Source organism: Bradyrhizobium diversitatis (assembly GCF_016031635.1).
GTDB lineage: Bacteria > Pseudomonadota > Alphaproteobacteria > Rhizobiales > Xanthobacteraceae > Bradyrhizobium > Bradyrhizobium diversitatis.
In genome coordinates, this window is record NZ_JACEGD010000011.1 from 300,947 (window position 1) to 313,535 (window position 12,589).

The window sequence follows — 12,589 nt, forward strand, 5'->3', positions numbered from 1 at the left end:
CGTTCCGATTCCATCGGAACGGCAAGGGATCGAGCCCTATTTCAGCGTGAGGCTCAGCTCTTCCGAAAATGCCTCGTTGGTGCGATCGAGCCTGAGCGGCGTGACGGAAACGTAGCGCTCGCGCAACGCCGCGAGATCGGTGCCGTCGGCGGGCGTATCCATCATCGCGGTGCGCTCGAAGCCGATCCAGAAATAGGGATTGCCGCGGCCATCGCTGCGCTCGTCGATCTTGAGGAAGCCGAGATTGCGCTTGCCCTGGCGCGTGACGCGGACGCCCAGCACATCCTCCGGCGCACAGGACGGGAAATTGACGTTGATGACGGTGTCTTTGGGAACGCCGGCAGCGATCACCTTGCGCAGGATGTCGGGCCCGAATTTGCGCGCGGTGTCCCACGGCGGCCGTTCACGGGTCTCGACACTGAATTCCTGCGACAGTGCGAATGACGGCAGCCCCAGGATGGTGCCCTCCAGCGCGCCGGCAATGGTGCCGGAATAGACCACGTCCTCGGCGACGTTGCGGCCCTTGTTGACGCCGGACAGCACGACATCAGGCAGCTTGGCACCCAGGATATGGCGGGCCCCCATGATGACGCAGTCCGTCGGTGTGCCGCGCACGGCAAAGTGCCGCGGGCCGACCTCGCGCAGGCGCAAGGGATCGTTCAGCGACAGCGAATGCGACACGCCGGACTGGTCGAGCTCGGGCGCCACCACCCAGACGTCGTCCGACAAGGCGCGCGCGATCTCCTCCACGACCTTGAGGCCGGGAGCATGGATGCCGTCGTCATTGGTGCAGAGAATGCGCATGCGCGAGGTCGATTCCGAAAACCGTTTGATCTGTCATATCCGGCCGCGGCCCATCAGGCAAACCGGCTGATCAGGGCCCGGCAGCAGGTTCCCGGCCTGGTCCCGCTAGAGCATGATCCGGAAAAGTGTAAAGCGGTTTTCCGAAAAGATCATGCTCAAACAAAGACCTAAATCGCGATGACGATTCATCCAAATCTCATCGCGCTTTAGCGGCGAATGCGCCATTGCGGCAGGAAACGCGCGAGCCGGCCCTCCGCTCGCAGTTGCATCGCCGGCACGACCGGATTCAGGACGGGAGCCTCGATCACACCGAGCGCCTCCAGCTGCGCGACGAACGGGTCAGGTGTCGGCGCCTGCGGAAACCGTTCGCGTGCCACCGTCAGCGCCTTGTCGAAATCCGCAGCATTCACTCCGGGCTTGGCTCGTCGGCTCTGCACGAGATCGTCGTCCCAGAGCCGCGCGATATCGATGTCAAGCACGCCGCGAAGACGCTGATCGATGGCCTGGATCCCGGCACCTGTCACCGCCCATTGTCTGCCGATCCAGAAGATGTCGCGGTGCAAGGGCATGAAGGGTGGGGTCGCATTGAGGGGCCGGCAGGATAGCCGGCCGTCCGATCTTCGCAACGCGATTCTCGTCATGCCGCGTTTTCTTGACGCGAACCGGTATCCACTTCGCTCGCAAACGCTTTAGTCGCGCGCGATCACCTTCAGCCCGCCCATATAGGGCTGGAGCACGCTGGGGACCGCGATCGAGCCGTCCTCCTGCTGATAAGTCTCCATCACCGCAATCAGCGCGCGGCCGACTGCGGTGCCGGAGCCGTTCAGCGTGTGCACGAAGCGCGGCTTGCCGTCCGGCCCACGCGAGCGCGCATCCATGCGCCGCGCCTGGAAGTCGCCGCAGACGGAGCAGCTCGAGATCTCGCGGAACATGCCGCCATCGCCCTGCCCGGGCATCCAGACCTCGATGTCGTAGGTCTTCTGCGACGAGAAACCCATATCTCCTGCGCACAGCGTCATGACGCGATAATGCAGGTCGAGCTTCTGCAACACCTGCTCGGCGCAGGACAGCATCCGCTCCAGCTCATCCTTGCTGGTTTCCGGCGCGGTGATCGAGACCAGCTCGACCTTGGTGAACTGGTGCTGGCGGATCATGCCGCGCGTGTCGCGCCCGGCCGCGCCCGCCTCGGCACGGAAACACGGCGTCAGCGCGGTGAGCCGCATCGGCAATTGCTTCTCGTCGAGAATCGACTCGCGCGCGAGATTGGTGAGCGACACCTCGGCGGTGGGGATCAGGCCGAGGCGCTCGTTCTTCAGCCGCTCAAGGTCGGGCGAGGCGAGCAGTTCGCCCTTGATCGCCCAGAACTGGTCGTCCTCGAATTTTGGCAGTTGCCCGGTGCCGAACATCACCTCATTGCGCACCAGGAGCGGCGGATTGATCTCGGTGTAGCCGTGCTCGGTCGTGTGCAGATCGAGCATGAACTGGCCGATGGCGCGTTCGAGCCGCGCCAGCCCCTTCTTCAGCACGACGAAGCGCGCGCCGGAGAGTTTGGCCGCCGCCTCGAAATCCATATAGCCGAGCGCGGTGCCGAGATCGTCATGCAGTTTTGGCGCAAAGCTATAGTTGCGCTTGTTGCCGAACACGTGGTGCTGGACGTTGCCGTGCTCGTCGACGCCGTCAGGCACTTCGTCGAACGGAATGTTCGGAATCGCCGACAGCTCTTTCGTCAGCTCCTCGTCGGCAGCCTTGGCGGCGGCTTCGAGCTGCGGCATCGTGGTCTTGAGGTCGGCGACCTCGGCCATCAGCCTGGCCGCCCGCGCCTCCTCCTTAGCCTTCTTGGCATCGCCGATCTCCTTCGAAGCCGCATTGCGCCGCGCCTGCGCCTGCTCGGAGGCTAGGATCGCCGCACGCCGCCTCTCGTCGATCGCCAGCAGCGAGGCCGACATCGGCTTCAAACCGCGCCGTGCGAGGCCAGCGTCGAAGGCTTGCGGATTGTCGCGGATCGATTTGATGTCGTGCATGGCTGTTTTCCCGTCATGGCCGGACCGGCCATCCACGTGTCTGCCGCCTTAGATCAAGTCGTGGATGCCCGGGTCAAGCCCGGGCATGACGAATCATGGGCTGAGCAGTGCGATGATAGAGCGAAAGTGCCCTACTCCGCCGGATTGGCCGGCGTCGACACGTCGGTGCCGGTGGCGGCCTGCGAAGCCGCCGCCTTCTTCTCTACCATCGCCACCGCGATGATCGAGCCCTCGTACAGCGCCATCAGCGGAATGGCCAGGGAGCACTGGCTGAGCACGTCGGGCGGTGTCAACACGGCCGCGATGACGAAGGCAATCACGATGAAATAGCGGCGCTTCTCGCGCAGCATCTTCGAGGTGACGATGCCGATGCGGCCGAGCAGCGTCAGGATCACCGGAAGCTGGAAGGCGATGCCGAAGGCGAAGATCAGCGACATCATCAGCGACAGATATTCGCCGACCTTGGGCAGGAGCTGAATCTGCGCGGTCTCGTCGCTGCCGGCCTGCTGCATGCCGAGCGAGAAGCGAACCAGCATCGGCAACACGACGAAATAGACCAGCGCCGCGCCCAGCACGAAGAAGAACGGGGTGGCGACCAGATACGGCAGGAAGGCCTGCTTCTCATGCTTGTAGAGCCCGGGCGCCACGAACTTGTAGATCTGCGTCGCAACGATCGGGAACGAGATGAAGCCGGCGCCGAACAGCGCGAGCTTCAGCTGTGTGATGAAATATTCCAGCAGCGCCGTGTAGATGAACTTGGAGTTCTCGGGCCCAGCGACCCACACGAACGGCCAGACCAGAACGTTGTAGATCTGCTTGGCGAAGAAGAAGCAGAAGATGAAGGCAATGCCAAAGCCGAGCAGCGCCTTGATCAGCCGCGAGCGCAGCTCGATCAGATGGTCCATCAGCGGGGCTTTGCTGGCCTCGATATCGGCGTCGGTCATGACGCTTTGGCGTCCTTGATCGCCTCGGATGGCGCGGTGTCCTGCGCAACCGGTGCCTGTTCGACGTCACGCGTGATCGCGAGAGGCTCGTTCGCAGCCGCATGCGCTTCGGCTTCCATGAAGGTCGCAGGCGTCGGCGTTTCCGGTGCCGTCGGTGTGAGGGGCGGATCGATGGCGGTGGCGGCAGGCGTCTCGGCCGGCTTGTCCAGCGCATCGACGCGGAGCGCGTCGCTGACGTCCTTCTGGAGCGAGGTCAGCGGATTGTTGCTGGCAAAGCCGGTGGCGGCTTCCTTGACCTCGTCAAAGCTCTTCTTGAGGTCGGCCATCTCGGCCTCGCGCATCGCTTCCTGGAATTGGCCCTGGAACTCCGCAGCCATCTTGCGGGCCTTGCCCATCCATTGCCCGACCATGCGCAACACGCCCGGCAGCTCTTTCGGGCCGATGGCGATCAGGGCCACGACCCCGATCAGGACCAGTTCACTCCACCCGATGTCGAACATGAGGTCTTCCGTTCACGCCAGCCGGAGCCGGCCCAATCCTCGCGCGCAGGATCGGGGCCGCTACCCGTGTCTCGCGTGCTCTCTGGCTCAGACGGCCTTGCTGCCGACGTCGGACCGTGCGGCAGTCGGCGCACCATTGTGCTCGATCGACTTGGCCGGCTCGGGCTTCTCGGCGGGCTTGTCGTCGTCCTGCATGCCCTTCTTGAAGGCCTTGATGCCCTGCGCCACGTCGCCCATCAGATCCGAAATCTTGCCGCGGCCGAACAGCAGCAGGACCACTGCGATCACCAAGATCCAGTGCCAAATGCTGAGTGAACCCATCCTGCAACCCTCCAAACGCGCATGGCCGGGGACCCGGCCGATCTTCACCGAAACCTAGGCTTGGCAGGTCTCAAAAACAAGGACCAAGGCAGCGCCAATTCGCTGTCGGCACTACGCAATCTTGCTAGTGTTAACCGGTCGCAGGTCCCGTAAGCGGACGGGCATCAGTCCTCGGCGCCGCCTTCCGGCGTCTCGGGCTCGACCGCAGGCGCCAGCGCGAGATCGAGGTCCTCGCCCGGTTCCAGCGGATCCTCGTCCTCGCGCAGAGCCGGGTCGTCGGACGGCGTCGGCACGCTAAATCCAGTCGGCAGCCGCGAATCCAGCAGGCCCGTGCCCTTCAGCTCTTCGAGGCCCGGCAGGTCGCCGAGCTGTTCCAGGGTGAATTGCGACAGGAATTCCTCGGTGGTTCCGAAGGTCAAGGGGCGGCCGGGCGTCTTGCGGCGGCCACGCGGCTTGATCCAGCCGGTCTCCAGCAGCACGTCGAGTGTGCCCTTTGAGGTCACGACACCGCGGATCTCCTCGATCTCAGCACGTGTCACCGGTTGGTGATAGGCGATGATCGCCAGCACCTCGATCGCCGCACGCGACAGGCGGCGGGTCTCGGTGGTCTCCCGCGTCATCAGCCAGGCGAGGTCGCCGGCCGTGCGGAATGTCCATTTGTTTGCGACACGCACGAGGTTGACGCCGCGCGAGGCATAATCGGCCTGGAGCTGCTCAAGCGCGGCCTTCACGTCCACGCCCTCGGGCATGCGCTTGGCCAGCGTCGCGGTATCCAGCGGTTCACTCGACGCGAACAGCAGCGCTTCAAGCAGCCGCAATTCTTCGGGACGTGCCTGGGATTCGTTCTCCATCGGCTCGGCCTCTTCTACCCGCACTTCAGCCAGGCTTGCCATGGCAGATTCTCCTTCTTGCACTTAGGCGACCGGCGCGTCGGGCGCAGGAGCTGCGTCCGGGACCGGTTTTGGGCGCCCCTTCCGGAAATAGATCGGCGCAAACGCCTCTTTCTGGTTCAGCTCGAGCTGGCCTTCGCGCACCAGTTCGAGCGCGGCGGCAAAGCTCGAGGCGAACACCGTTGCCCGCTGCGTCGGATCGGCGACATGCCGGATCAGAAAATCGTCGAGCACGCCCCAGTCGTCCTGTTCGTTGAGGCTGCCGACCAGCCGCTCCAGCGTGGCACGCGCCTCGGCGAGCGACCACACCGTGCGCTTGGCAAGATGCACGCTCGCCAGCACGCGCGACTGGCGCTGTGCGGCATAGGCGGTGAGCAGGTCGTACAGCGTCGCGGTGTATTTCGGATGCTTGATCTCGGCGATCTGCTCGGGCTCGCCGCGCGGGAAGATGTCGCGCTGCAATTGCGGCCGGTTCATGAGCCGGTTGGCCGCTTCGCGTATGGCTTCCAGCCGGCGCAGGCGGTTGGCCAGTGCCGTCGCCATCTGCTCGGCGCTCGGGCCTTCCGCACTCGGCGGCTCCGGCAGCAGCAGGCGCGACTTCAGAAAGGCAAGCCAGGCCGCCATGACGAGGTAGTCGGCGGCAAGCTCGAGCCGGATCTTCCGCGCGGCCTCGATGAAGTGGAGGTACTGGTCGGCCAGCGCCAGGATCGAAATCTTGGCGAGGTCGACCTTCTGCTGCCGCGCCAGTGCGAGCAAGAGGTCGAGCGGGCCCTCATAGCCCTCGACGTCCACCACCAACGCCGGCTCACCCTCGGCGAGCTCTGCGGGCCGCCCGGTTTCGAACGATAGGATTTCTGCGGTCATGCCGATGCCGTGTTTGCCCGTGCGATCAATGCGTCTAGTTCCGCGTGCGCGGCGGCCCGGTCGAGTGGCTGCGGCGGCTTGCGTGCGGCGAGCGCGGCTTTCGCCCGCTCCAATGCCCTGCCCGACAATTCAGGTGTCTGGCCGGCGACGTCGCGCATCTCCTCGATGTTGCCGTTGCAATGCAGGGCAACGTCGCAGCCGGCCGCGAAGATGGCGCGGGTCCGCTCTGCGATATTCCCCGACAGCGCGTTCATCGACACGTCATCACTCATTAACAAACCCTGGAACCCGATTGCGCCGCGAATCACGTCAGCAATCATTGTCGCAGATGTCGTCGCCGGATGGGCGGGGTCGACCGCGCTAAACACAACATGTGCAGTCATGGCCATCGGCAGATCCGCGAGTGACTTGAACGGGGCGAAATCGGTCCGTTCCAGCTCGTCCCGGGGCGTGTCGACCGTCGGCAGCTTGAAATGGGTGTCGGCGGTGGCCCGGCCATGCCCGGGAATGTGCTTGAGAACCGGCAGGACGCCGCCCTGCTCCAGGCCCTCGGTGACCGCACGGGCAATCGCCGCAACCTTGCCCGGCTCGGTGCCATAGGCCCGGTTCCCGATGACGGCGTCGGCCCCCGGCACGGGCACATCGGCCAGCGGCAGGCAATCCACGGTGATGCCGAGATCAGCGAGATCAGCAGCGATCAGGCGGGCGCTCAGGTGCGCCGCGGTGAGCCCAAGCGCCGAATCAGTGTCGTACAAGGTCGCGAATACGGCGCCCGGCGGATAGACCGGCCAGTGCGGCGGGCCCAGTCGCTGCACCCGTCCGCCTTCTTGATCGATCAGCACCGGAGCATCGGGAGCATTGGCAACCGCCCGCAATTCCGCAACCAATGCAGCAACTTGGGCTGGTGCCGCGACGTTGCGCTTGAAGAGGATGAAGCCCCATGGGCGTTCGGCACGGATGAACTCCCGCTCGGCGGCGGTCAGTTCTGTTCCGGATACGCCGGTAATGAAGGCCCGCGTGCTCATACGGCCGATTAACCCTGCCCCGCGAGGGGGTCAAGGAAACGGCCGTTAATTCCTCTGGATGAAGCAGGCGGACAGGCCGGCAGCCTTCAGGCTGTTGCAGGCCTGCGTCGCCTCCTCGGCCGAAGCGTAGGGACCCGCGAAGGCGCGATAGACGATCCCTTTGCCCTTGTCGGTCAGATCGACCCGCTTGATCACCGGCGAGCGGGAGCCGAGCACGTTGCCGTACTTGCTCTGAAGCACTCGGTAGGACGCCGCGGCGCTGTCTTCGCTTTGCTGCGAAGACACCTGCACGATGTAGCCGCCACCGTTGCTGGCGGGGGCGATCTGCGTCGGGTTGGTGGCAGCCATCCGGTGCGCAGGCTCGGCCGTCGGTCCCGACTGCGGCGCGAGTGAAAGCGGCTGGTTGAGGCTGGCATTTGCCGAGGTCGGCGAATTGTGCGGCGCCGCCGTCGCAGCGGGCGCGGCAACAGGTTTGGGCGCGGCGATCGTCGGCTTGGCGGCGGCCGATTGCGGCACGGTGCCGTCGGTCTGGTCGCCCTTTACGGCGACGGTCCGGATCGGACGCGGCGAATTGCTCGGCAACGTCCCATTGCCCGGGACCGGCCCCGTGCTGGGCGACGGAACCGCGGATGGCGAGACGCTGGCCACCGACGGCGGGTTCGCATTCTGGTTCAGCGGTGGGAACACGACGCGGGGACCGCCCGCCTTGGCGTTGACGTCGACGGGCGCCTCCTCGCGCGGCACGATCTTCTCGGTGCCGTCACCGCTGGCCATACGGTCCGGCACTTTGGCCGACGAGTCCGTCGGCGCCGGCACGATCTTGGTCGGCGTGTTATCGGCCTTGATGATCGGCGGCTCGCCGCTGCGGGGCGAGCCCAGATAGGTCTTGTAGGCGAAGGCCGCACCGGTACCCACCACGGCGAGCGCGAGGATCGCCGCGACCGTCATCATGCCGCCGCGCTGCTTCTTCGGCTCTTCGATTTCGGCGTCGTCGGGATAGTCGCTTTGGAATGCGTAAGGGTCGTCCGGATAGGCGGGATCGCGCTGATAGTCCTGCTCGCCTGTCTCCAGCCGGCCGTAGAGCGCATCGTCGTAGCGCGAGGGATCGGGCTGCGCGTACGACTCCTGCTCGGCCTGATCCTGGTAAGCTTGGCCGTGCTGCTGGTAGGCCTGAGCTTGATATGCCTGTTCCTGATAAGAGCCATCCTGATAGGCCTGAGCCTGATGAACATCGGGTTCGGGCGCGGCAGGCTTGGCCGAATAGCGATGCAGCGGATGAACCGGGCTGACCGAGACGGGATAGTCAGGCTCCGGCGCGGGTGCGGGCTGCACGTTGGCGCGTCGCATCCATGAGGGCGGCCCGGGCGGCGGCGGGGCCTGCTCGGCATAATTCTGTTGATCATCGTCCTGGCGAAAATCGTCCTGGCGATAATCGTCCGGATGATAGCTTCGGGCTGGCGTTGCCGGCGGGCGCGCGGTCGGCCGGCCCTGCGCTGCAAACGGATCGGTTTGTCCGATCAGGCGGGCGAGCTCGGCCAAGGGATCATTTTCCGCCTTGCCATGCTGATCGCCACCGCGACCATAGTCATCGGAAGGAAACGGTCTGTCCTGATATCGTTCGGCCATCGTAATGATGCGTCCCTTCGGGAAAGCCGCGCGCCCCTCGACCAAGGCGCGGCCTTCGACCCACAAGGCTTTGAACCAAGTCTAAGCGATCCGGCTTCTGCCGGTTACCCCCCGAATTCCCCTTAAGTAGTTCGCCCCAAACTACCGCATCTCGTCCGGGGCATGGACGCCGAGGATGGCGAGGCCCGATGCCAGGACCGAGACGACGCCCTGGACCATGGCCAGTCGCGCCTTTGTAAGATCTGCATCATTATTGATAATGAAGCGTAAATAGGGCAAATCGCGCCCCTTCGTCCAAAGTGCGTGAAATTCGCTCGCTAACTCATAGAGATAAAAGGCAATTCGGTGCGGCTCGTGGGCCGCGGCAGCGGCCTCGAGCATGCGAGGATAAATTGCGAGGCGCTTGAGAAGATCGAGTTCGACCGGGTCCGACAGCCGCTCCATGGCCGACTCACTGAGCCAGGCGATCCGTTTGCCGGTATCCTCAGGTAGTTCCGGGAACACCTCGGCGCGCGCGTTGCGGAAGATCGAGTGGCCGCGGGCGTGACCGTACTGGACGTAGAACACCGGATTGTCGCGCGACTGTTCCATGACCTTGGCGAGGTCGAAGTCGAGCACCGCGTCGTTCTTCCGGTAGAGCATCATGAAGCGGACGGCGTCCTGACCGACCTCATCCACCACCTCACGCAAGGTGACGAAGTCCCCGCTCCGCTTCGACATTTTGACCGGCTCGCCGTTGCGCAAGAGCTTCACGAGCTGAACGATCTTGACGTCGAGCGCCCCCTTTCCGGAGGTGGTCGCCTTTACCGCCGCCTGCATGCGCTTGATGTAGCCGCCATGGTCGGCGCCCCAGACGTCGATCATTTCGGCGAAGCCGCGGTCGAACTTGTTCTTGTGGTAGGCGATGTCGGAGGCAAAGTAGGTGTAGGAATTGTCCGACTTGATCAGGGGACGATCGACGTCGTCGCCGTAGGCGGTCGCCTTGAACAGCAACTGCTCGCGATCTTCCCAATCCTCGACCGGGGCGCCCTTCGGCGGCGGCAGGCGGCCTTCGTAGATGTCGCCCTTGGCACGCAGGAAATCGATGGTCTCGGCGACCTTGTTGTTGCCCGTCTCGAGCAGCGAGCGCTCGGAGAAGAACACGTCGTGACGGATGTTGAGGGCGGCGAGATCGTCCTTGATCTCGTCCATCATCATCGCGATCGCCTTGGCACGCACGGTCGGAAGCCACCCAGCCTCGCTCATCGCGAGGAGCTTGTCGCCGTGCTCCTTCGCCAGCGCCTGCCCGACCGGCTTGAGGTAGTCGCCGGGATAAAGCCCTTCGGGAATGGCACCGATATCCTCGCCGAGCGCTTCGCGATACCTCAGGAACGCGGAGCGTGCGAGCACGTCGACCTGAGCGCCGGCATCGTTGATGTAGTACTCGCGCGTGACGTCGTGGCCGGCGAACTGGAGCAGGCTCGCCAATGCGTCACCGAACACGGCACCGCGGCAATGGCCGACATGCATCGGTCCGGTCGGATTGGCCGAGACGTATTCGACGTTGACCTTTGAGCCGCCCCGGACGCGGCCGTAATCGGCGCCCTCGCGCAGTACCGTCCGCAGGGCTTCGGCCCAGGCGGCCGGCTTCAGCGTCAGGTTGATGAAGCCGGGACCGGCGACGTCGACCTTGGCGATCAGCGCGTCGGCACGGAGCCGCTCGGCGATCTTCTCGGCGAGGTCGCGCGGCTTTGCCTTTGCCTCTTTCGCAAGCACCATGGCAGCGTTGGTCGCCATGTCGCCGTGGGAGGCATCGCGCGGCGGTTCGACCACCACGCGTGAGAAATCGATGCCCTCCGGCCAATTGGCGTCCGCCGCAAGCGCGCGGCAGGCGGCGTGCACGCGCGCGAGCACGTCGGCGAACAGATGCAGGGATGAGGGTGTCTGGGGCATGGCCGCCGCCTAACGCAAATCCGGGGTCGAGTCAAAGAGCCGCTGGTGCTCGGTCAGTGCGAAACGATCCGTCATTCCGGCTATGAAATTGCCGATCCGCCGGGCGCGATCGCCCTCGTCGTCTGCCTCCGCCCCGAGCAGCCATTCCGGCGGCAGCTCGCCGGGGGATTTCAGGTATTTTGCGAACAGATCGAACAGGATCTGCTCCGCCTCCCCCATCACCCGCATCACCCGCTTGTGGCGGTACATGTGCTGGTACAGGAAGGCCTTGATGGCGGCCTCTTCCTCCGCGACCTCGGTGGGGAACGCGATCAGCGCCCGGCCCTGCTGGCGCACCTCCTGAGCTGATTGCGGCTTGGTGGCGGCGAGGTTCTTCCGTGCCTCCGCAAACACCGCCCCGATCAGGTGCGAGATCAGCTCGCGCACCAGTTCGGCGCCGCGCCGGACGTCCTCGAGATCGGGATAATGCGCAGCGATCCCGGCGATGATCTCCGCGGTCAGCGGCATCACCTTGAGATCGTCGAGGTGAAACAGGCCGGCGCGCAGGCCGTCATCGATGTCGTGGGCATCGTAGGCGATGTCGTCGGCGATCGCGGCGACCTGCGCCTCCAGCGACGCGAAGCTCCACAGTTCGAGGTCGTAGGTCCTGATGTAGTCGGCGATGCCCACGGGAATGCCGTGCTCGCGATAGCGCCCGACCGGCGCGCCGCTGCGGTCGGTCAGCGGACCGTTATGCTTGACGATGCCCTCCAGCGATTCCCAGGTCAGGTTGAGCCCGTCGAACTCGGGATAGCGGTGCTCGAGCGAGGCGACGACACGGAGCGTCTGGGCGTTGTGGTCGAAGCCGCCGAATTCCTTCAGGCAGGCGTCCAGGGCCCGCTCGCCGGCATGCCCGAACGGCGGATGACCGAGATCGTGCGCAAGCGCGAGGGTTTCGGTGAGGTCCTCATCCAGCCCAAGCTGCCGGGCCAGCGCCCGGGCGATCTGCGCCACCTCCAGCGAATGGGTCAGCCGGGTGCGGTAATGGTCGCCCTCGTGGAACACGAACACCTGGGTCTTGTATTTCAACCGGCGGAAGGCGGTGGAATGGATCACCCGGTCGCAATCCCGCCGGAACGGGCTGCGGGTCCGGCTCGGGGGCTCGGGGACCAGCCGGCCGCGGCTGCGATCGGGATCGCAGGCATAGGGCGCACGGGGGGCTGCCATTCCGACGGACACGGCGAATTTAGTCCCTATCCATTTGATTCTGCGTATGGTGGCACTTAACTATGTCGGGCGCGGGATACCAAATGAATTGGGTATGACTGCGGGACTATCGGAGACGAACGATGACGACTGCCGTGACCATCAGCGACCGGGCCGCACGCCGGATTGGGGAGATCCTCAAGGGCGAAGGTTCCGGCGCGATGCTGCGCATCTCTGTCGAGGGCGGCGGCTGCTCCGGCTTCCAGTACAAGTTCGACATCGACCGTGCCCGCACCGACGACGATCTCGTGATCGAGCAGGACAATGCGGTGGTGCTGGTCGATTCCGCCTCCCAGCCATTCCTGGCGGGCTCGCAGGTCGATTTCGTCGACGATCTGATCGGCGCCTCGTTCCGCGTCAACAATCCCAATGCCACAGCGTCCTGCGGCTGCGGGACGAGCTTCTCGGTCTGACCGG

General features: G+C 65.0%; 13 protein-coding genes. 1 reads left to right on the forward strand and 12 read right to left on the reverse strand.

Annotation, left to right across the window (positions count from 1 at the left end; genetic code table 11):
- Window positions 1–36: 36 nt before the first annotated feature.
- The 12 genes from surE to H1B27_RS13570 all read right to left on the reverse strand — a co-directional run bounded on the left by surE (window position 37) and on the right by H1B27_RS13570 (window position 12,145).
- Window positions 37–804, reverse strand: coding sequence for a 5'/3'-nucleotidase SurE (gene surE, locus H1B27_RS13515; protein WP_061881789.1), 768 nt, complete (start codon window positions 802–804; stop codon window positions 37–39).
- Window positions 805–1,010: 206 nt separating this feature from the next.
- Complete coding sequence (locus H1B27_RS13520; RefSeq protein ID WP_197966455.1) at window positions 1,011–1,373, reverse strand: hypothetical protein; 363 nt, start codon at window positions 1,371–1,373, stop codon at window positions 1,011–1,013.
- A gap of 120 nt (window positions 1,374–1,493) precedes the next feature.
- Window positions 1,494–2,825: a serine--tRNA ligase gene (gene serS / locus H1B27_RS13525; protein ID WP_197966377.1), complete on the reverse strand. Its 1,332-nt coding sequence runs from the start codon at window positions 2,823–2,825 to the stop codon at window positions 1,494–1,496.
- A 131-nt stretch (window positions 2,826–2,956) separates the two neighbouring features.
- The gene (gene tatC, locus H1B27_RS13530; RefSeq protein WP_197966378.1) at window positions 2,957–3,769 is read right to left on the reverse strand and encodes a twin-arginine translocase subunit TatC; all 813 of its coding nucleotides are present in this window, start codon (window positions 3,767–3,769) and stop codon (window positions 2,957–2,959) included.
- Entirely contained in the window at window positions 3,766–4,269 is a 504-nt protein-coding gene (gene tatB, locus H1B27_RS13535) for a Sec-independent protein translocase protein TatB (protein ID WP_197966379.1), read from the reverse strand. Before tatB ends, tatC begins: the two co-directional genes overlap by 4 nt.
- A gap of 87 nt (window positions 4,270–4,356) precedes the next feature.
- The gene (locus H1B27_RS13540; protein WP_018317874.1) at window positions 4,357–4,590 is read right to left on the reverse strand and encodes a twin-arginine translocase TatA/TatE family subunit; all 234 of its coding nucleotides are present in this window, start codon (window positions 4,588–4,590) and stop codon (window positions 4,357–4,359) included.
- A 164-nt stretch (window positions 4,591–4,754) separates the two neighbouring features.
- Window positions 4,755–5,483, reverse strand: a complete 729-nt coding sequence (scpB, locus tag H1B27_RS13545) for an SMC-Scp complex subunit ScpB (RefSeq protein WP_197966380.1) — start codon at window positions 5,481–5,483, stop codon at window positions 4,755–4,757.
- Between the two features lie 21 nt (window positions 5,484–5,504).
- The gene (locus tag H1B27_RS13550; RefSeq protein ID WP_028179491.1) at window positions 5,505–6,344 is read right to left on the reverse strand and encodes a segregation and condensation protein A; all 840 of its coding nucleotides are present in this window, start codon (window positions 6,342–6,344) and stop codon (window positions 5,505–5,507) included.
- Entirely contained in the window at window positions 6,341–7,369 is a 1,029-nt protein-coding gene (nagZ, locus tag H1B27_RS13555; RefSeq protein WP_197966381.1) for a beta-N-acetylhexosaminidase, read from the reverse strand. The genes H1B27_RS13550 and nagZ overlap by 4 nt, the downstream gene beginning before the upstream one ends.
- Window positions 7,370–7,414: 45 nt before the next feature.
- Window positions 7,415–8,995 (reverse strand): SPOR domain-containing protein, encoded by a 1,581-nt coding sequence (locus H1B27_RS13560; RefSeq protein WP_197966382.1) that lies wholly within the window; start codon window positions 8,993–8,995, stop codon window positions 7,415–7,417.
- 141 nt (window positions 8,996–9,136) lie between these two features.
- On the reverse strand, window positions 9,137–10,927 hold the full coding sequence (gene argS, locus H1B27_RS13565; RefSeq protein ID WP_197966383.1) for an arginine--tRNA ligase: 1,791 nt from the start codon (window positions 10,925–10,927) through the stop codon (window positions 9,137–9,139).
- 9 nt (window positions 10,928–10,936) lie between these two features.
- The gene (locus H1B27_RS13570; protein WP_197966384.1) at window positions 10,937–12,145 is read right to left on the reverse strand and encodes a deoxyguanosinetriphosphate triphosphohydrolase; all 1,209 of its coding nucleotides are present in this window, start codon (window positions 12,143–12,145) and stop codon (window positions 10,937–10,939) included.
- A gap of 110 nt (window positions 12,146–12,255) precedes the next feature.
- Between H1B27_RS13570 and erpA the strand changes: the two genes are divergently transcribed.
- Window positions 12,256–12,585: an iron-sulfur cluster insertion protein ErpA gene (gene erpA / locus H1B27_RS13575; protein WP_024342679.1), complete on the forward strand. Its 330-nt coding sequence runs from the start codon at window positions 12,256–12,258 to the stop codon at window positions 12,583–12,585.
- The last annotated feature ends 4 nt before the right edge of the window (window positions 12,586–12,589 follow it).